The organism is Methylocella sp. CPCC 101449 (assembly GCF_031921685.1).
Taxonomy (GTDB): domain Bacteria; phylum Pseudomonadota; class Alphaproteobacteria; order Rhizobiales; family Beijerinckiaceae; genus Terripilifer.
Window position 1 is genome coordinate 291294 of record NZ_JAPDHU010000001.1, and the last position, 19675, is coordinate 310968.

Annotated in this window: 20 protein-coding genes; 6 read left to right on the forward strand and 14 right to left on the reverse strand. The window is 61.0% G+C overall.

All coding sequences use genetic code 11. The features are described from left to right. Positions 1–20: 20 nt before the first annotated feature. The 9 genes from OIM99_RS01330 to boxC all read right to left on the reverse strand — a co-directional run bounded on the left by OIM99_RS01330 (position 21) and on the right by boxC (position 9641). Positions 21–737: an ABC transporter ATP-binding protein gene (locus OIM99_RS01330; RefSeq protein WP_311848509.1), complete on the reverse strand. Its 717-nt coding sequence runs from the start codon at positions 735–737 to the stop codon at positions 21–23. Further along, complete coding sequence (locus OIM99_RS01335) at positions 727–1485, reverse strand: ABC transporter ATP-binding protein (RefSeq protein WP_311848510.1); 759 nt, start codon at positions 1483–1485, stop codon at positions 727–729. The genes OIM99_RS01330 and OIM99_RS01335 overlap by 11 nt, the downstream gene beginning before the upstream one ends. Then, positions 1478–2536, reverse strand: coding sequence for a branched-chain amino acid ABC transporter permease (locus OIM99_RS01340; RefSeq protein WP_311848511.1), 1059 nt, complete (start codon positions 2534–2536; stop codon positions 1478–1480). The genes OIM99_RS01335 and OIM99_RS01340 overlap by 8 nt, the downstream gene beginning before the upstream one ends. After that, on the reverse strand, positions 2533–3435 hold the full coding sequence (locus tag OIM99_RS01345) for a branched-chain amino acid ABC transporter permease (RefSeq protein ID WP_311848512.1): 903 nt from the start codon (positions 3433–3435) through the stop codon (positions 2533–2535). Before OIM99_RS01345 ends, OIM99_RS01340 begins: the two co-directional genes overlap by 4 nt. 62 nt (positions 3436–3497) lie before the next feature. Beyond that, on the reverse strand, positions 3498–4682 hold the full coding sequence (locus OIM99_RS01350) for an ABC transporter substrate-binding protein (RefSeq protein WP_311848513.1): 1185 nt from the start codon (positions 4680–4682) through the stop codon (positions 3498–3500). A gap of 37 nt (positions 4683–4719) precedes the next feature. Then, positions 4720–5184 carry an acyl-CoA thioesterase gene (locus OIM99_RS01355; protein WP_311848514.1) on the reverse strand — a complete coding sequence of 155 codons (465 nt, stop codon included), beginning with the start codon at positions 5182–5184 and terminating at the stop codon, positions 4720–4722. Continuing rightward, complete coding sequence (gene boxA / locus OIM99_RS01360; RefSeq protein ID WP_311848515.1) at positions 5168–6376, reverse strand: benzoyl-CoA 2,3-epoxidase subunit BoxA; 1209 nt, start codon at positions 6374–6376, stop codon at positions 5168–5170. The genes OIM99_RS01355 and boxA overlap by 17 nt, the downstream gene beginning before the upstream one ends. A gap of 61 nt (positions 6377–6437) precedes the next feature. Next, positions 6438–7907, reverse strand: coding sequence for a benzoyl-CoA 2,3-epoxidase subunit BoxB (gene boxB, locus OIM99_RS01365; RefSeq protein WP_311848516.1), 1470 nt, complete (start codon positions 7905–7907; stop codon positions 6438–6440). Between the two features lie 33 nt (positions 7908–7940). Next, complete coding sequence (gene boxC / locus OIM99_RS01370) at positions 7941–9641, reverse strand: 2,3-epoxybenzoyl-CoA dihydrolase (RefSeq protein WP_311848517.1); 1701 nt, start codon at positions 9639–9641, stop codon at positions 7941–7943. A 157-nt stretch (positions 9642–9798) separates the two neighbouring features. Here boxC and OIM99_RS01375 point away from each other — a divergent pair, with 157 nt between their 5' ends. After that, the gene (locus OIM99_RS01375; protein WP_311848518.1) at positions 9799–10704 is read left to right on the forward strand and encodes a shikimate kinase; all 906 of its coding nucleotides are present in this window, start codon (positions 9799–9801) and stop codon (positions 10702–10704) included. Position 10705: 1 nt separating this feature from the next. On the opposite strand, the gene OIM99_RS01380 is transcribed toward OIM99_RS01375, so the two are convergent. Beyond that, positions 10706–11512 carry an enoyl-CoA hydratase-related protein gene (locus OIM99_RS01380; RefSeq protein WP_311848519.1) on the reverse strand — a complete coding sequence of 269 codons (807 nt, stop codon included), beginning with the start codon at positions 11510–11512 and terminating at the stop codon, positions 10706–10708. 108 nt (positions 11513–11620) lie between these two features. Between OIM99_RS01380 and OIM99_RS01385 the strand changes: the two genes are divergently transcribed. Together OIM99_RS01385 and OIM99_RS01390 are read left to right on the forward strand one after the other, a co-directional pair. Then, complete coding sequence (locus tag OIM99_RS01385) at positions 11621–12103, forward strand: DUF4863 family protein (protein WP_311848520.1); 483 nt, start codon at positions 11621–11623, stop codon at positions 12101–12103. Beyond that, positions 12100–12906 (forward strand): alpha/beta hydrolase, encoded by an 807-nt coding sequence (locus OIM99_RS01390; RefSeq protein ID WP_311848521.1) that lies wholly within the window; start codon positions 12100–12102, stop codon positions 12904–12906. Before OIM99_RS01385 ends, OIM99_RS01390 begins: the two co-directional genes overlap by 4 nt. Before the next feature lie 6 nt (positions 12907–12912). Here OIM99_RS01390 and OIM99_RS01395 read toward each other — a convergent pair whose 3' ends face one another. Next, positions 12913–13857, reverse strand: coding sequence for a LysR family transcriptional regulator (locus tag OIM99_RS01395; RefSeq protein ID WP_311848522.1), 945 nt, complete (start codon positions 13855–13857; stop codon positions 12913–12915). Between the two features lie 113 nt (positions 13858–13970). Between OIM99_RS01395 and OIM99_RS01400 the strand changes: the two genes are divergently transcribed. Beyond that, positions 13971–15395 carry a M20 family metallopeptidase gene (locus OIM99_RS01400; protein WP_311848523.1) on the forward strand — a complete coding sequence of 475 codons (1425 nt, stop codon included), beginning with the start codon at positions 13971–13973 and terminating at the stop codon, positions 15393–15395. Positions 15396–15485: 90 nt separating this feature from the next. Then, positions 15486–16463 carry a tripartite tricarboxylate transporter substrate binding protein gene (locus tag OIM99_RS01405; protein WP_311848524.1) on the forward strand — a complete coding sequence of 326 codons (978 nt, stop codon included), beginning with the start codon at positions 15486–15488 and terminating at the stop codon, positions 16461–16463. A gap of 55 nt (positions 16464–16518) precedes the next feature. Here OIM99_RS01405 and OIM99_RS01410 read toward each other — a convergent pair whose 3' ends face one another. Together OIM99_RS01410 and OIM99_RS01415 are read right to left on the reverse strand one after the other, a co-directional pair. Continuing rightward, entirely contained in the window at positions 16519–17292 is a 774-nt protein-coding gene (locus OIM99_RS01410; protein WP_311848525.1) for an ABC transporter permease, read from the reverse strand. A gap of 20 nt (positions 17293–17312) precedes the next feature. After that, entirely contained in the window at positions 17313–18080 is a 768-nt protein-coding gene (locus OIM99_RS01415; protein ID WP_311848526.1) for an ABC transporter ATP-binding protein, read from the reverse strand. A gap of 188 nt (positions 18081–18268) precedes the next feature. Between OIM99_RS01415 and OIM99_RS01420 the strand changes: the two genes are divergently transcribed. After that, positions 18269–19282, forward strand: a complete 1014-nt coding sequence (locus OIM99_RS01420; protein ID WP_311848527.1) for an ABC transporter substrate-binding protein — start codon at positions 18269–18271, stop codon at positions 19280–19282. Between the two features lie 62 nt (positions 19283–19344). On the opposite strand, the gene OIM99_RS01425 is transcribed toward OIM99_RS01420, so the two are convergent. Further along, on the reverse strand, positions 19345–19674 hold the full coding sequence (locus OIM99_RS01425; RefSeq protein WP_311848528.1) for a hypothetical protein: 330 nt from the start codon (positions 19672–19674) through the stop codon (positions 19345–19347). Position 19675: the final 1 nt, after the last annotated feature.

The following is a 19675-nucleotide window of genomic DNA, read 5'->3' on the forward strand; positions in this document are numbered from 1 at the left end:
CCTCCCTCTGGCCTCGCCTCTCACACGCCCAGATACTGGTGCATGAGATCCGGATCGGCCTTCAACACATCCGGCGTCGCATTGAACGCCACCTCGCCTTTCACCAGGATGGCGATACGGTCGGACACCGCCGCCACTTCCGAAACCGTCTTGTCGACGATCAAACTCGAAAGGCCGGCGCCCTTCACCAGGCGAATGATCTTCCAGATTTCCTCGCGAATCAGCGGTGCCAAACCTTCCGTCGCCTCGTCGAGAATGAGCACGCGTGGATTGGTCAGCAGCGCGCGGGCGATCGCCACCATTTGTTGCTCGCCACCAGACAATTGATCGCCGCGATGGCCGAGCCGTTCGCGCAGGCGCGGGAAGAGATCGAGCACGCGCTGCAATGTCCAATCCCGGCTGCCATCGACGCCAGTTCGTTCGGCGATCTGCAAATGCTCCAAAACGCTGAGCGTCGCAAAGATGCCGCGCCCTTCGGGCACATAAGCGAGGCCCTGTTGGGCGATGCGGAAGCTCGCTTCGCCTGTGACGTCTCGGCCGGCCACGCTGACGCGGCCCGAGCGCGGATTCACCAGCCCCATGATCGTGCGCAACAAGGTCGTCTTGCCCATGCCGTTGCGGCCCATGAGGCCCAGGGTTTCACCTTCGCGGAGTTCCAGCGTGACGTCGCGCAGGATATGGCTCGCGTCGTAAAATGTGTTCAAGCCGTGCACGGCGATAAGCGGCTTAGTGGACATCACTGTCCCCCAGATAAGCGGCTTGCACCGCCGCATTGCGCCGGATTTCCTCAGGCGTTCCGGTCGCGAGGATTTTGCCCTCGACCAAAACCGTCATGCGATCAGCAACCTGAAAGACGAAATCCATGTCATGTTCGATCAAAAGAACCGCATGGTCTGTCGCCAGACCGCCCATCAGCGCCGCCATGCGCTCGCTCTCGTCCTGCCCCATGCCGGCCAAGGGTTCGTCGAGCAGGATAACCTGGGGTTCGATGGCCAACGTCATGGCGATCTCGAGTTGGCGTTGCGCGCCGTGGCTCAAAATGCCGGCGATCGTCTGACGCTGATCGGCCAGGCCGACGCGCTCGATCGCCCGATCGGCGACATCGTTCAAATGCGCCGTGCGACGCACGGTCGAAAACATGTCCTTGCCGAAGACCCGTGTCGCCTGAGCCGCGAGGCGGACGTTCTCGTGAACGGTGAAGGATTTGAAAATATTGGTGCGTTGAAACGACCGCGTCACGCCCAAATGCGGAAACCGCCAGGCCGGCAGGCCCGAGACATCCTGCCCGCGCAGCAGAATGCGCCCGGCCGAGGGCTGCACCTGACCGGAGAGCAGATTGACGAAGGTCGACTTGCCGGCGCCGTTCGGCCCGATCACCGCATGCAGGCCGCGCGCGGCGAGCGCGAAGGTGACGTTGCGAACGGCGAACAGACCGCCGAAGCGGCGCGAGACGTCTTCCGTTTGCAGGATCGGCTGATCAATCATTTTGACGCGCCTCCTGCACGGGCTTGCGGACGCTCAGGTTCGGCCACTTACCCGGTGATCTGAGGGCTTGCAGCCATCGGCGGGGATCGCGCAGGCGAATGCCGGCGATGCCATGGCGCAGGACGATCACCGCCAGCAGAACGACCAGGCCTTGCACCAACAGTTTGCGATCGGTGAGACTCAGCGCCGCCTCGCCCAGAGCGGTGAAGGCGAAAGCGCCGATGATGGCGCCGGCGAGCGAATTGATGCCGCCGAGCAAAATCATCAGCAAGGCTTCGGCCGACTTGTGCCAGGCCAGCAGTTCCGGATTAACGAAGCCCGACTGCAAGCTCCACATGTGGCCGGCCGCGCCCGCGAACACGCCGGCGATAACGAAGGCGCCGAGCTTGTAGAAGCCGGTATTATAACCCAGCGCCTCCATGCGATGTTCGTTCAACTTGATGCCATGCAACACGCGGCCGAACAGCGAGCGCAACAGGAAAGCCAGCACCAGATAGGTCACGACGAGCTGGCCGAACGCCACATAATAGGCCGGAAAAGAGCGCTGGCTGCGCGGCAGCGACATCGGATCGAACGTGTAACCGAACAGCGAGAGAATCGGCTTGGCGAGATAGGCGCCGTCGGTGCCGCCGCCGAGCTTGGTGTCATGCAGGACGGTGAACAGCATCTGGCCGAAAGCCAAGGTCACCATCAGAAAGAAGAAGCCTTTTGTGCGGATCGACAGCGCACCGACGACTAAAGCGCAGAGGCCGGAAACGAGCATAGCGACCGGCAAGGTGAGCCATGCCGGCTGGGGCGAGCCCTCCGGTGAGAGAAAGAAGACCGTATAGGCACCGACGCCATAGAAAGCGCCATGGCACAGGCTGACCATGCCGGCGCCGCCCACCAACAGATGCACGCTCAGCGCCAGCATGGCGGCGATCATCGCAACGGTGGTCAGGCCGACGTAATAGGACGGTACATAAAACGGCAGAATAGCGAGCACGAGCGCGCCCACGGCGAGCGCGCACCAGCCGATCCAGGACTGCGGCAACATATGCGATGAGCTCATGCCCGCCTCCCGAACAGCCCCGTGGGCCGGAACAGAAGAATGGCGACCATCACAATATAGACCGACATGGAGGCGAGCGCCGCAAGAACCTGACCAAGGGGCAGGCTGACGAGGGACGAGCCATAAGCTTTGCCTAATGTGTCGATGAGGCCGATGAGCAAAGCCGCCCAGAAGGCCCCGCTGACGGACCCCAGACCGCCGACCACGACGACGACGAAGGAGATGATGAGCAGGCCCGAGCCCATGTTGGGATAAACCGAGGTGAGCGGCGCGGCCAGGCCGCCGGCCATCACTGCCAAGGCGGCGCCGACCGCGAAAACGACGAGATGGACGCGGCGTGCATCGATGCCGAGGATGTCGACGATTTCCGGCTTTTCCGCTGCCGCCCGGATGATCGCGCCCATTTTGGTGCGCTCGATCCAGTAGAAAAGGACGGCAGCCACGGCGAGGCACACGGCGATGACGAAGAGCCTATAGGCCGCATAGCTGAACGTGCCGGTGATCGGCACGGAGAAATCGAGAATGGCCGGCACAGGCACGGAATGAAAATCGTTGCCGACGAGCAGCGAGCGCACTTCCTCGAAGATCAGGATCAGCGCGAAGGTGAGCAGCACCTGATCGAGATGTTCGCGATCATAGAAATGACGGAACAGGAATCGTTCCAGAAGTGCGCCAAGCGCCAGACCGCAGATCACCGCCACCGGAATGGCGATCCACAATGAGCCGACCTTGCTGACGACGAAGAAGACGATATAGGCCCCGATCATGAACAGGCTGCCGTGCGCGAGATTGATGATCCCCAGCACGCCAAAAACCAGCGTCAGACCGCTGGCGATCAAAAAGAGCAACAGCCCATATTGCAGGCCGTTCAAAAGCTGCGAGAGCAAAGCGGCGCTCATGACAGTCCTTCATTCGAGCGAGGACAAGACCGGCTGCGGTGACCCGCAGCCGGTCGTTTCATTCACATTTTGCAGCCGGTACCGGGATCGGCGAGCGCTTCGACGGCGACACCGACAACTTTGTTCAGTCCGTTCTCGACGCGGCGCAGATAGATGTTCTGGATGACGTTCTGCGAATCCGAGAAGGAAATCGGCCCGCGTGGGCTCTCAAGCTTCGCGCCGCGCATCGCTTTATAAAGACCAGCCTCGTTATCAAGGTCGCCTTTCACGGCATCGAGACCGACGGCGAGCAGTTGCGCGGCATCATAGCCCTGCACCGCATACACGTCAGCATCGCGGCCCGCCTTGGCACGGAAGGCCTTCATGAAGGCCTCGTTCTTGGCGCCGGTGAGGCTGTCACCATAATGCAGCGCCGTCTCGATTCCCTCGGCCGCCTTGCCTTGCGCCGGCAGCGTACCTTCGGTGAGGAAGCCCGCGCCGCACAGAGCCGGCTTGAGCTGCGCCGCCGCATATTCCTTGACGAACTGCACCGCGCCGCCGCCGGCAAAGAAAGCACCGACCGCATCGACATCGAGGCCCGGAACCTGCGCCAGCAGCGGCTGGAAATTGGTTTCAGGGAAGTTCAGGGTCAACATGCGCACGAAGGTGCCGCCGCCCTTTTCAAAACCTTCCTTGAAGGCTGCGCCAGATTCCTGACCGGCGGCATAATCCCAGGTGATGAAGGCGGCGCGCTTGGCTCCCTTCTTCGCCAGCGCCACGCCCATGCCATAGGCTGGCTGCCAGTTGGTGAAGGACGTGCGGAAGACGTTGCGGGCGCACAGGCTGCGCGTTACGTCATTATTGCCGGCATTGGGAATGATCGTCAGCGTGCCGCTTTCGCGCACCACTTTGTGGATGCCCATCTGCACGCCGGAATGGACCGTGCCGATCAACACATCGACATTGTCCTTCTTGACCAGGCGCTCGGCATTCTGCGGCCCGGCTTCGGGCTTTGATTCATCGTCGAGGCGCACAAACTGAACGGGACGGCCGCCCAAAGTGCCGCCCTTTTCGGCAATCAGCATTTCCACCGCATGGGTGATATTTTCGCCAAGCTGCGCGAACGTGCCCGAATAGGGCAGCATCAGGCCGACTTTGACGGGCTTCGCCTGCGCGATGGCCCAGGTCGTCGGAATCGTGGCCGCGACAAGTGAACCGCCACCGACGCGAAGCAGGCGGCGACGATTGATAGACCCGTGATTGAGCATGCTTTCCCCTCCTCGATTGATCGTTACATGGTCCGTTTCAGGTAGCCCTCAGTTCCGCCTCGGCAGCCGATCGAATGCGCGCATCGAGCGCGATCGGTTGCACCTCGACATCCTCCTCCAGTGAACTCACGCATACGCAGATGAAACGCCCTTCGAAATGCAACAGACCACGTTGGGCACCATGGCCTTGCACCGCGAACGTGATCGACGTCTTGCCGACGCGTTCGACGGAAACCGAAATATTGAGATTTTCACCCGGCCGCGCCGGCGCACGCAGATCGCATTCCGTATGGACGAAAGGCGTGCCGATGCCCCATGTGGTGTTCATCACATAGAAGCCGGCGCCAATGCGATCGATCATCCAGGCATCGATCGCACGGAGCGCATAATCGGTGAAGCGCGCCGTATAGACGATGCCAGCGGGATCAGCGTCAGCCCAATAAGGCGCGATGGCGTGGACGAAGGGGCGCGGCGGCGCGTCTTGCTCAATAGGTTTCAACATGGAACCTGCCTTGCGCGCGCATATCGGGTTTCAATGCGGTCCAATCGAGCCTGTGCTTGCGGCAGACATCGGCCAAAGCCTCGTCAACGCCGGCTTCCATGCCTTTCAGGCCGCAGATGAAAATATGGGTCTTCGGCGATTGCAGAAGCGTGCCCATGTCCACCGCTTCCCGGCGGATGCGGTCCTGCACATATTCCTTGTCGCTGCCCGGCACGCGGGAAAAGACAAGGTGCTTTTCCAAGAGCGAATCCGGCACCTTTTGCAGAGGACCGAAGTAAGGCAACTCCTGCGGCGTGCGCGCGCCAAAGAACAGGACGAATTTGCCGGTCACATTCTGGCCGGTGCGGCGGCGTTGTTCGGTGAAGGCGCGGAACGGCGCAGATCCCGTGCCCGTGCAGATCATGATGACATTGGCATCATGGGCATTGGGCATCAGGAAGGTGGCCCCGAACGGTCCAGTCACCTGCACTTTGTCGCCGATCTTCAGATCGCAGACGTAATTGGAACCGACGCCGCCAGGAACGCGCTTCACCGTGAGTGCGAGATTGTTGGCGCTGCGCTTTTCGCCGTCGCGGGCCGAAGCAATGGAATAGAGACGCACGTCGTGCGGCTTGCCATCGGCGCGGGTGCCCGGTGGCACGATGCCGATCGACTGGCCTTCGAGCACGGGAAACGGCGTATCGCCAAAGCCGAGCACGATGTGGCGGACGTCGCTTTCGGTGTCCGCCGCCGTGATGCGATAATTGCCCTGCACCACCGCGATGGCGGGTTTGGCACGCCGGAACAGATTGACCGCAGGCTTTGCCGCCGATGCCGGCGGGCCGACCTTGCCGCCAGCGCCGGCATGGGCGGTGGCAAGCAGCGCCTCGATCTCGTCCTCGACCGCATCACCGCTCAGCTGGCTGGTATCGCCGGCAATGTTTTCTTGCGCCGGCAGTTCATTCCAGCCCAACTGGTCCTCGATCGACCAGGCCGCGCGCACCACGCGCCAATTGTCGATGGAGCCGGTCGGACAGGGCGCTATGCAATCGAGGCAGAAATTGCACTTCTCCGCATCGACGACATAGTTGTTGTCGTCATGAGTGACGGCGCCCACCGGGCACGTGGCCTCGCAGGTGTTGCACCTGATGCAGATTTCAGGATCGATGAGGTGCTGCTTGCGCAGCTCCGACGAAACCACATCCTCTGGCATGCACGTTCCTCCTCCACGTGATCGGCCGCGGGTTTAACCCACGGCCTTGGCGGAGCCCTGTTCAGCCGCGATGGATCGCGACGTATTCGAAATCCCCTGGCTTGCCGTCGACACCGACCTTCGGCGCAGAAATCCAGGAGGCGTATTGACCCTTTTCCCAGCACGGCTTCATCAGCGTGTTGATGAAGGCACCGTCATCGGACGACGGCAGCCATTTGCCGCGGTTCTTCACCCATTCCTCCTCGCTCAAAATCTGAGCTTCCGGCGAGGTGTGAATGTTGCGGAATTCGCCGATGTGCCGGTTGAAGGCGACGGACGGCAAGGTCAGCTTGAAATCGATGCCGTATTTCTCGATGACCTTGTTCCAGCGATTGACGCCGCCCTGGCAATCCTTGGCGTAGTCGTCGCGCAGACGCATGTTGAGCGCGGTCAGTGCCGGCTCATCGACATAGCGGATCTGGCCATCGACATATTTCAGGACCGAATAAGTCGCATTGGTCAGAACGTGATCGTCGTCGATCTTGGTTTCCATGAACCGGCCCTTCAAGCCCGCATTGTAGAAATTGGCGGCGTTGGTCGAAATTTCCGAGCCGAACAGATCGAGCGACAGCGAGAAGTGCAGATTGGCCTTCTTCTGAATGGTCGGCAGATCGATGACGCCGAGCGCACGCACCCGGTCGACGTCATAGGGATCATCGATTCCCGCCGCCTTCATGGCTTCGCAGGTACGCTCGATCACGCGACCGACGCCGGTCTCGCCGACGAACATGTGATGGGCTTCTTCCGTCAGCATGAAGCGGCAAGTGCGCGACAACGGATCGAAGCCCGATTGCGCCAGGCTTTCAAGCTGCATCTTGCCGTCACGATCGGTGAAGAAAGTGAACATGAAGAAGGACAGCCAGTCGGGCGTTGCCTCATTGAAGGCGCCGAGCATGCGCGGCTTGTCAGGATCGCCGGAGCGGCGCTGCAGCAGACCCTCGGCCTCCTCGCGACCATCGCGGCCGAAATATTTCTGCAGCAGATAGACCATCGCCCACAGATGACGGCCCTCTTCCACGTTGACCTGGAACAGGTTGCGCATGTCATAGAGCGATGGCGCGGTCACGCCGAGATGGCGCTGCTGTTCGACGGAGGCCGGTTCGGTGTCGCCCTGGATCACGACGAGACGGCGCAGGCTGGCGCGATGTTCACCGGGGATATCCTGCCAGGCTTTCTCCCCCTTGTTGGAGCCGAAGTTGACGAGCCGGTTCTCTTCCTGTGGTGCCAGCAGAATACCCCAGCGATAGTCCGGCATTTTGACATAGCCGAACTGCGCCCAGCCCTTCGGGTCGATCGATACGGCGGTGCGCAGATAGACGTCGGAGGTCTGGAAGCCCTCCGGCCCCATGTTCATCCACCAGTCGATGTAGCTTGGATACCATTGCTCCATCGCCTTGAGGACGCGCGCGTCGTTGACGAGGCCGACATTGTTCGGAATCCGGGTCGAATAATCCACCGCGCCTTCGACAAATGCTGCTGAGGAACTCGACATGATATGCTCCCTGAATATGAGGCCGTTAACGCGTCAGACGCGTTTGATGTCGTATTCGGCTTTGAGGCCCGTGCCGTAGCGTTTCAGCGCACCATCGGCGCCGACGGCATTGGGACGCTGGAAGATCCAGTTCTGCCAGGCGGTGAGACGACCAAAGATTTTCGTTTCCATGGTCTCGGGGCCGGCGAAGCGCAGATTGGCTTCGAGGCCGACAAGGCCATCGGGCGAAAAGCTGGTGCGCTCTTCGAGGAAGATGCGGACTTCGTCGTCCCAATCGACCTCGTCGAAGGATTCGGTGACGAGACCGAGGAGTTCGGCATCGGACGAGTCGAGGGATTCGCCGATCTTCTCCTTGACCTTCTGCACCGTTTCCGGCTCACCGAGGAAACGGGTTTCGAGACGGGTCAAACCATTGGACATCGGATATTGTCCGAAGTTCAAAGGCGTCAGCGTCATATGCGCCATGGATTGATTGCCGCCGGTGACCGTGCCCGCAAACATATAAGAGCGATCGCAGGCGAAGGCGATTTCGGCGAGCGAGCCAGCAAAGCACGATCCGCTTTCGATCAGCGCCACCAGCGAACGCGAGGTGACGTCGATGCGCTTGAGCACCCGCTTCCAGAAATGCAGGGTCTCGCGGATGAACCAATCCTTGCTGTTCTGCTCCAGGAAGCGGTCATAGGCGCAGACCAGATCGGCGTCGCCTTCGGTGCGAAACACCCAGGTGCCGATCTCCGGTTCGTTGAGCCGCAGATGGACGATCGCATCGTCGAGTTCGCGTGCGACGCGCAGGCTGTAGAACTGCGCGCCCAGCGCCTTGGCATCGGCGACCGATGCGGGCGCTGGATCTTGCGGGCCCAACACTTTGATGGTGGCGCGGCGCGCGGCACGATCGAGATCGACCGTAACGAGGGAATAAGCGATGCGGTCAGCGCTGATGTCGCGCGAAAGCGGCGTCAGTGTGATGCCTTTCTCGCCGGCTGGACGGTCGGATTTGGCAGCCAAGGCCGCCGCCGCCGATTGCACCGCAGCCTCAAACTTGGAATTCGGCACCACTTCATCGACGAGGCGCCATTCGACGGCACGTTTGCCCTTGATGCCCTCTTCCACCGTGCAGAAAATGTCGGCGCGGTCGCGACGCACCTTGCGCTTGTCGGTGACGCGGGTGAGACCGCCGGTGCCCGGCAGAACGGCCAGCAGCGGCACTTCCGGCAGAGACACGGAGGACGAGCCGTCGTCGGACAGAATGATGTGGTCGCAGGAGAGCGCCAGCTCATATCCACCGCCGGCGGCGGTGCCGCGAATGGCGCAAAGGAATTTGAGCCCCGTATTCTCAGAGGAATCCTCCATGCTGTTGCGGGTCTCATTTGTGAACTTACAGAAGTTCACCTTATGCACGTGAGAGGCCGCCGCGAGCATGCGGATGTTGGCGCCGGCGCAGAACACTTTGTCCTTGCCCGACTTGAGCAGCACCACTTTCACGCCGGGATGTTCGAAACGCAGACGCTGCAACGCGTCCGACAGTTCGATATCGACACCCAGGTCATAGGAATTGAGCTTGAGCTGATAGCCCTGCATCAAGGGCGCGTTCTCGTTCACGTCCATGACGAGTTCCGCGATGTCGCCGTTCACCTTGAGCTTCCAGTGCCGATAGCGATCGGGCGACGTGAGGAAGTCGATCGTCGTCTCGGAAGGCTGGGCGGCGGCCGTCGGCCGATCTGCGCGATAGTTCATGAATTGACCCTCCCACCGACCTAAAACAGGTGGTATAATGCATATTATCTACGCACCGGAGATCGTGAGAGTCAATAAACATTGTTATTTTTCTCGTTCCAGCTCTCTGCTGGCTCTTGCTAAGTCTTATTTTCTGAACTATCGTTCATGAATGTCGATGAAATCTGCGGAAACTTTCGATTCGGAAGACTTGGCTGTTCGCGTCGGGCGGAAGGTGCGGGCGCTGCGCGATCTGCGCGGGCTCTCCCGTCGCGAGGTGGTGGAGGCCGCCGGAATCTCCGAACGCTATCTCATCCAGCTCGAGGCGGCGGAATCGAACGTCAGCCTGCTGGTCCTGTCGCGCATCGCGACCGCGCTCGATGTCGAGCTGACGCAATTGCTGACTGACGGCGGCGACACCACCCTCCTCGCCCGCCCAACCGATTCCGCGATCGATGAAAATCTCGGCGCCTTGATCCGCAGCATGTCGCGCGCCGAGCAGCAGAGCTGCATTCCCACGCTGCAAACCTGGCTCGCCGAACGGCGGCGTGGCCAGCGCGGTGTGGCGCTGCTCGGTCTACGCGGCGCCGGCAAATCGACTCTCGGCCGTCAGCTTGCGGCGCGCCACAACGTGCCTTTCGTCAGCGTCACGCGCGAGATCGAACGGCGCACCGGCATTTCCCTCGACGATCTGTTCAATCTCGGTGGCCCGGACGCCTATCGCGCCATGGAGAACGAAGCGATCAACGCCCTTCTCAATCGCAGCGACTTCATCGTCGTCGAAACCGCCGGCGGCATCGTCGCCAACAAAGAAGCGATGGGAACGATCATTTCATCATTCCGCACCATCTGGTTGAAAGCGTCACCGGAAGCGCATCTCCAGCGCGTGATCAATCAAGGCGACATGCGCCCGATCAAGGCTGCGCCACGCGCCCTTGAACACGTGCGCAATCTGCTGATCTCGCGCGAGGACGAATATGCGCGCGCGGAATTCGTCGTCGACACCACGGATCTCTCACCGGACGCTTGCCTGAACGAGATCGACCGCATTCTGGATCTGCCGGCGACATTGATGCGGGCCTGAATCAAGCAAAACCACGCCATTTGGGCGTACGCTTTTCAAGGAATGCCAGCACGCCTTCGGGATAATCGGGATCGAAACCGGCCGCGCCCTGGCACTTCGCTTCGGTATCGAGATAGCTTTCCCAACCTGATACGCCCGACGCCGCCTCCACCGCTCGCTTCAATCCGGCCAACGCCGTCGCCGGACCGGCCGCAAGCGCCTGGACCATCGTTTCGACATGCGCATCGAAGGCGTCGTCGGCAACGCATTCACTGACGAGGCCTGAATGCGTGGCGTCGCGCGCCGTCAGTTCGCCGCCCAGCATCAACAACAGACTCGCTTTGGCCGGCCCTAACGCCTTAACCAGGCTCCAGCCCAATCCGGCATCGACGGACAGCCCGACTTTGACGAAGGAGAAAACCAGGCGGGCGCTCTCGCGCGTGACAACAATGTCGCCGGCGAGCGCCAACGCCACGCCAGCGCCCGCAGCAAGACCGTTCACCGCCGTGACGATGGGCTTGGGTGTCGAGCGCATGAGCCGCAGAATGGGATGATAGCTGCGACGCTGGATCGCCTCGAGATCGAAAGGTTCGCTGCGCTGGCGCGGATCGCGTTCAGACAAATCCTGACCGGCGCAGAACGCGCGGCCCGCCCCTGTCAGCACGATGGCACGAATGCTTGCATCGGCATCGAGATCGCGCAACGCCTCGTGCAAGGCGTCCAGCATGTCGGCGGTCAGAGCGTTCAGACGTTGCGGACGAGACAGGATTATCCGTCCGACAGGCCCGTCCTTTTGAAGGCGAATGCTGGGCTCCTGTTGTTCCGCCATTGATCGCTCCTGATGCAACCCGAGATGTCATATAATGCATTTCTTCTTGACTTTGAGAAATTCCAACACAAGAAATGTGCATTATTTTGCATAGATCGGAGGAGCGCCATGCCATCCACCGGAGAAGATCAATTCCGCCGAGCCGTTAGCCAGATCGCTGAAGCCATCGGCACGCGGCCGCTCAACGCCGATCTCGAAGCCTTTCTGCAGAGCACCTTTCCGCCCGGCGACGCGCCGTTCGATGATCTGGAAAAACTTGCCTTCACGGGCGTCAAGGACGGCTGGCTCTGCGCGCGCACGGCTGGCGGCATCGCTTATGGCCGCGCCGTCAAACCGGGACAGGACACCGGCACGTTCAGCGTCGACGTGGTTGTGATGGAAGACATCGCCGGGCCGCACCATGTGCACACCACCGGCGAAATCGGCATGATCATGCCGATCGCCGGGAAGCCCTTGTTCGATGGCAAGCCGCGCGGCTGGTATGTCTATCCGCCGGGCTCGTCGCATTTCCCCACCGTGACAGGCGGTAAAGCCTGTATTCTTTATCTGCTGCCTGAAGGCGCAATCGAATTCACGGGCCAGAAAGCGTGACCCATTCAACGACGATGACGAGCGCCGGGTTCGTTCAAGCCGGTGGCCATTCTCTCGAATATGCGTTCGAGCCGCCGCCCTCCGCCGACGCGCCTGTCATTCTTCTGCTGCATGAAGGGCTTGGCTGCGCGCAGCTTTGGGGTGGTTTCAAAGCTGCTCTGGCCGAGGCCACCGGCGCCGGCGTCTTCGCTTATTCGCGCGAAGGCTATGGCGCCTCCAGTCCCATTCAACTGCCGCGTCCGCTCGACTATATGCGTCAACACACACGCGACGTTCTGCCCGAAGTCATCGCTCAGATCGATACAGCGCGTATTCTTCTCGTCGGCCATTCCGATGGCGCAACCATCGCCGCGCTCTATGCAACGGCAGCGCCCGATCCCAGAGTGTGTGGCGCGGTGCTGATCGCGCCGCACTTCTTCGTCGAAGACTTTTCAATTCGCGAGATCGCCCAAACCAAAGTCGCTTACGAGACGACAGACCTACGTGCGAAACTCGCGCGCTGGCACAAGGACGTCGACGGCGCCTTTCGCGGCTGGAACGACGTCTGGCTCAATCCCGATTTTGGCGCGGCGCTGGAGATGCGCGAAGAGCTGGAGGGCTTTCGCGTGCCGATTCTGGGCATGCAGGGCGATGCCGACCAATATGGCACGCTGGCCCAAATTGACGTGCTGGAATCGGCCGTCGGCACGGGCGGTGGCCATTTCGAGCGGGTCATTCTGCCGGGCATTCATCATTCGCCGCATCGGGAAGCTCCGCGCGAGACGATCTCGGCCATCAAGGATTTTCTCGATCGCCTGCCCTGAATGCGCTTAACGCGAGGACCGTCCCGAGCGCTTCGGGCGATCCACCTTGAGATTGTCGAGGACATAGTCCTTCACGATCTCAGCCGCCGGCAACAGATTGGTCTTCGACCAGATCAAGCCAATGGGCGTGCTGACGTCGATCGGCGGCAAAGGCAGAACGTGCATCGACAAACGTTCCGCCCAATGCTGTGCAACGGATTGCGGCGCGATCGAAACGAAGGAACCCGCACTCAAAAGCGATTGAATAAGGGATATCGACTTCGTGTCGATCCTGTTGGCTGGCAGATCGAACCCTTGCCGCGACAGATGGTCGGCGAGCGCTTCGCGCGTCGGCGTGCCTGTTGGCGGCAAGATCCAACCCTCCTCCACCACATCGGCCCAGGTGAGCTTGCGCTTTTTGCTCAACGGATGATGGGGGCTCGCCACAACCAGCGCCGACTCGTTGGCAATGCCGACACTGTCGAAGTCCCGATCCAAAGCCACCTGCCCGATCCGGCCGAAGACGAGATCGACCGTGCCGTTGCGGAGATCGTCGATCAGATCAGGCAGCACGCCTTCGATGACGCGAACGAATATGCCGGGATAATCGCGTTTGGCCTTCGCAAGGGTCTCGGCGATGAACAATTGGCCGGTGATGACGTGCAGACCGATGACCACCGTGCCCTGTACGCCGCTGCGCAAATCGCGCATGACACCATCGAAGGCATCGAATTCGGCAGTGACGCGCCGCGCGAAAGCGATCAGGCGAACGCCGGGTTCGGTCGGCACCCAGCGGGTCCGCTCGCGCCGAAAGACAGGCACGCCGACGATCGCCGTCACTTCCGCCAGGGATTTGGAGACGGCGGCCTCGCTGATGTGAAGGCGGTCGGCCGCCAGATTGAGACGGCCAAGCTCCGATACGGCGAGCACATGCCGCAAATGCCTGAGCGTCAACCGGTCGCGAATGCTCATGATCCTGACTTAACTAATTGGTTGATTTAAGCTCAGCATAATTCACTTGTCTGCAAGTTCAACTGCCGCCTCAATATCCAGTCATCGGAATGACGAATGGCGTGGCGCGAACGATGAGCAATATTCCCGAAATCTGGACCCTAGTGGACGAGAAGCAAGAGCGCCTGACCGCGCTCTCCGATCAGATCTGGGACACGCCGGAATTGTGTTTCGCCGAGGTCCAATCGGCGGCCGCGCATGTGGCGGAGCTGGAAGCGCAGGGCTTTCGCGTGACCGCGAGCTGCGCCGGAATGCCCACCGCCTTGATGGGCGAAGCCGGATCAGGCGGCCCGATCATCGCCTTTCTCGGCGAATTCGATGCTTTGCCCGATCTCAGCCAGCAGGCCGGTGTCGCCAAGCCGATCCCGCTTGCCGATGGTGGCAAAGGCCATGGCTGCGGCCACAATCTGCTCGGCGCCGGCGCCATGCTGGCAGCGACTGCGGTGAAAGACTGGCTCGCCACCAACGGCCTGCCTGGCACGGTGCGTTATTACGGCTGCCCGGCCGAGGAAGGCGGCGCCGCGAAAGTCTTCATGGTGAAGGCCGGTCTCTTCGACGATGTCGATATTGCCCTCTCCTGGCATCCGGGTTGCTTCGCCGATGTCATGACGCGCAGTTGGCTCGCCAATGCGAGGTTCGACTTCACCTTCCATGGCAAGGCCTCGCATGCCGGCGCCTCGCCGCATCTTGGCCGCAGCGCGCTTGACGCGGTGGAATTGATGAATGTCGGCGTCAACTATATGCGCGAACATATGCCAAGCGACGCACGCATTCACTACGCGATGATCGACGGTGGCGGCATCGCGCCCAATGTGGTGCAGCGGCGCGCCAAAGTGCGCTATGTCATTCGCGCCAGTTCGCTGGCCGATCTGCTGCCCTTGATCGCACGCGTCAAAGCCGTGGCACAGGGCGCAGCCTTGATGACGGAAACGCAGGTCAGCATTGAGGCTTTGAGCGGCGTCGCCAATCTGGTTCACACCGCCAGCCTCAATGAGGTGATGCGCCGCAATCTCGATGAAATCGGGCCGCCGCAGTTCGACGAGGCCGACCTGACTTTCGCGCGCGAGATTCAGGCGACACTCGAAGACACGGATATCGCCAATACCTGCGCGCAATATGGGCTCGAGCCGGAAGCCAATCGGCCGCTCGGCGATATCCTGATCCCCAAGGGCCTTGCACCGGCTTCACCCCTCACCGTCTCCGGCGATATTTCCGACGTGAGTTGGGTTGTGCCGACGGCACAGCTCTTCGGCGCCACCTTTGCAGTGGGCACGCAATTCCACACCTGGCAGATGGTCGCGCAGGGGAAGAGCCCGGCCGCGCATAAGGGCATGGTCCATGCCGCCAAAGTGATGGCGGCCACCGCCATCGATCTGTTCAAGGATCGCAGTCTCATCGAACAGGCCAAGGCCGACCATGCCAAGCGCGCCGGCAAGGCCCGCTACCGCAGCCCGATGCCCGACGACATCAAGCCGCCGGTCGAGATGTCCGCGTCATAACGATTTGAAGCTTTCCAAAATCGTCTCAGGAGAGGACCCGAGAGGCAATAACTAGCGCGGCTTCGCACCGCGCATAGATGGAGACATGCGATGAAGCGTATCTTGGGGGCCTCGGCTTTTGCTTTGGCGGCGCTGACACAGCTCAGCACCGTCCATGCCAGCGACACCTATCCCGACCGGCCGATCCGTTGGGTCGTGCCTTATCCTGCCGGAGCGCCCACCGATACGGTGGCGCGCAAGCTCGCCGACGTGATGTCCAAGAAAACCGGCTGGAAGATTTACATCGAGAACAAGACCGGCGCGGCCGGCACGATCGGCGCCGCCGATGTCGCCCGTTCTCCGGGCGACGGCTATTCCTTTCTCGTCTCCACCGGCGATGCTCTGGTCTCCAATGCGGTTTCGATGAAATCGGTGACCTACGATCCGAAAAAGGATTTCGCCTTGGTCAGCCAGATCGGCTCTGCCGGCTATGTGATGCTGGTCGGCCCGCAACTCGGCGTGAATACGTTGAGCGAGCTGATCGCCAAGGTGCGCTCGACACCCGCCGGCTGGAATGTCGGCGTCACTGGCCCGGCTTCGCCGCAAAATCTGATCACCCGCGCGCTGGCGAAGAAGACCGGCATTTCGTTGAACACCGTGCCCTATCAGGGCTCGGCACCGGCGGTGCAGGATGTTTTGAGCGGCAATGTGGAGATCACCTATACGGGTGCCATTCTGGCCGCGCCGTTCGTCGAGACCAAGAAGCTCGTCGCCATCGCCACCAATGGGCCCAATCGTTCGGCGCTGCTGCCCGACGTGCCGACCTTCGCCGAGCTTGGATATGCCGATCCGGTGTTCCTGGCGCCGACTTGGCTGGGTATGGCCGCGCCTGCCAAGACACCGCAAAACATCATCGAGCAGACAGCGCGCAGCGTCAGGGAAGCAATGGCCGATCCGGAACTCAACGCCTTCGTCAAAGGACAAGGCTTCGACGTGATCGCCAATACGCCGGAGGAATTCCGCGCCGCTTTCGAACGGGAATTCGAAACCATCCCGCTTCTCATCAAGGATGCGCTGGGCACAAACTGAAATAGAAAGGCCGGCTGCTAAGCCGGCCTTTTGACTTGTTGGAGGGGAACGCTTCTCAGTGTCCCGTCGCGCGCGGCGGCAGCCAGCGGGCGATGGCGATTTCGACAAGCTCCACGACCGCATAAACGCCAAGGCCCAGGAACGAGAGCGCGAAAAGCGCGGCAAAGGCGAGCGGCGTGTTGAGCTGCGACGTGGCGCTCAACAGCAGATAGCCAAGACCGCTGCTCGAACCCATGAACTCGCCGATCACCGCGCCGATGACCGCCAGCGTGATCGCCACCTTGGCGCCGGTGAGCACGAAGGGCAGCGCCGCCGGGAATTGCACTTTGTAGAAAATCTGCCAGGGCGACGCTTTCAGGCTGTGCGCCAATTGAATGAGTTCGCGCGGTGTCGAACGCAGGCCCGCCGCCGTGTCGATGATAATAGGAAAGAAGGCCACCAGCCAGACGATGGCGAGTTTCGACTCCAGGCCCGTGCCGAGCCAGACGAGAACGATCGGCGCCAGAGCGACTTTCGGCACCGATTGCAGCGCCACCAGCAGCGGATAGAACATCAGATTCAGCGGCCGCGAATTGGCGATCGCCACGGCAAGCGGCAGGCCGACCGCCATGGCGAGCGCAAAGCCCAGCACCGTTTCCACCAGTGTGACCCAGCCTTCACGCATTAAAACGCCGAAACTGTCGACGAAAGCGATGGCGACTTGGCCCGGCGATGGCAGAACCACTTCGGGAACATTGAACAGCCAGCAGTAAGCGCCCCAGATGGCGATTAGAATGGCCACGCCAATCAGGGGATAAGCGATCTGGGTGGTCGTCGTATTGCTATTCATTCTCGTTGCTCTCAATGCTCTCAGTGCGCGCCGACCAGAAGGCCGAGGGCTTCGCTGGCGCGCTTTTCCGCCTCGATGAATTCGGGCGTAAAGCGGCAGGCCTGCGTGCGTGGAGCGGGAATGTTGATCTGGAATTCGGCGCTGACCCGCGCCGGGCGACGGGTAAAGACGACGACCTTGTCGGACAGATAGACCGCTTCCGAGATGGAATGGGTGACGAACAAGACAGAAGCACCGGTCTCGGCTTTGATCTTCAGCAGAAGGTCGTTCATGTCGAGGCGCGTGAATTCGTCGAGGGCGCCGAACGGTTCATCCATCAAGAGAAGTTTCGGCTTGTGGATCAAAGCACGACAAAGCGAAACGCGCTGCTGCATGCCGCCGGAAAGTTCGTGCGGGCGCGCATTGGCGAACGCATGCAGGCCGGTCATTTCGAGAAGCTGTTCGGCGCGCGCTTTTGCCTGCGCATCGTTGCGGCCAAGGATTTCCATGGGAAAGAGAACGTTCTGCAGCACCGAGCGCCACGGCATCAGGCTCGGCTGCTGGAAGACGAAGCCGTAGTCGGGATAAGGGCCGGTCACTTCCTTGCCGCCGACTTTCACCGATCCCGATGTTTTTGACGCCAGGCCAGCGACAATCGTCAGAAGTGTCGTTTTTCCGCAGCCGCTTGGCCCGATCAGGGCGACGAATTCCCCTTCATTGAACGTCAGGTTCGCCTCATCGAGGGCGACGACCTCTTTTCCCTTGCCCCCGAAAACCTTGCGGACGTTCGTGATCTCGACGAAGCCCATCCCATTCCTTTCTACACGCCCATTTGTCCGCTGGTTCCTGCTCGCCACGACAACCTGCGGACGGCACGATGTTTTCGCACAACGCGATCAGCTTGAATGTCTACTGAAATATCTTATGATGTCTCTGTGGTCAATGAAAACCCGTAAGCCGCGCGGCACAAGCCCGGCAAACACCAGAGGAGTTCTCGATGTTGAAAAGAATGGCCGGCGTCATCACCACGCTCTCGTGCCTGGCTGCAGTGCCCACCGGCGCGGCTGCGGCCGATACCAATGTCAAATTCATGCTCGATTTCATCAGCCTCGGCCGCCATGCGCCCTGGTATGTCGCGCTGGAGAAGGGCTTCTTCAAAGAGGAAGGATTGAACGTCGAGATCATGCCGTCGAAAGGCACGGCCGATGCCATTCGCGGCGTCGTCACCGGCATCGCGCAGATGGGTTTCATCGACGTGCCGAGCCTGGTCGCCTCAGGCAAGGCCGGCAGCGAGGTCAAGATCGTCGCCTCCTCCTATGTGGAAGCGCCCTATTGCGTCTATTCGCTTAATCCCGGCGCCAATGTCACCAAGCCGGCGCAATTGGAAGGCCTGAAGTTCGGTTCGAGCTCGGCCTCCTTCGTGCCACAGATCTGGCGCGCCTTCATGAAGATGAATGGCCTCGACGGTTCGAAGCTTGAAATCGTCAATGTGGATGCGGCTGCCCGCGTGCCCATGCTCGCCGCCGGCCAGGTGGGAGGCGTCGACCAGTTTCTGATGGCCGCCCCCGCCATTCGGCGCGCCGCGCCCGGCAAGGAGCCGGTATGCTTGTTCGCCGCCGACTATGGCCTCGATCTCTATGCCAATTCGATCGGCGTGAAGAAGAGCTTCCTCGACCAGAACCCGGAGGCGGTGCGTGGCTTCGTGCGCGCGGCGCTGCGCGGCTGGCAATATACTTTGGCCAATCGCGACGAAGCGACCGCGATCATCGTCAAGAGCGTGCCTGCGCTCGATCGCGGTATCGTGCGGGAGGAAATCGACCTGCTTGAGCGCATCGGCGTCAACGCCGACGTGAAAGCCAATGGGTTCGGCCATATCATTCCTGCCAAAATGGCGAAGACATTCGACTTCATCAATTCGAATGTCGAAGTCGCCGGAGGCAAGCTGGAAGCGGACCAGACCTATGTGCCGGGCTTCCTGCCGAAGACACCGATTCTGCCGACACAGAAGTAATTCAGCTTTCCGCAGCAGGCCGCGTAAAATAATCCCCGGAGCCTGCTCCGGGGATTTTCCTTTCAGGCTTTCACAACCTGTTTGAATTCGATCAGTATGTTGGAATAGATACCCTTGCTGGCGTTCTCCAGTTCATGGGGAATGCCAGGCTCGCGCCACATCACCTCGCCTGGTGTTTCCTTGGTCTCGCGCACGCGACCATCGGAAAAACGCATGATGTTTTCACCTAGTGTCAGCGGCACGATCAAATAATGCATGTCGTGCTTGTGCCAGGGCTGGATACCGCCCGGCGGCAGGCTGAGCCGCCACACGCGGATGGTCTCATTCTCGAAAATGACCTCGTCGCCAATGGCGCCAAGAACGGTGCCTTCCGGCATGCGAACTTCGCTCATG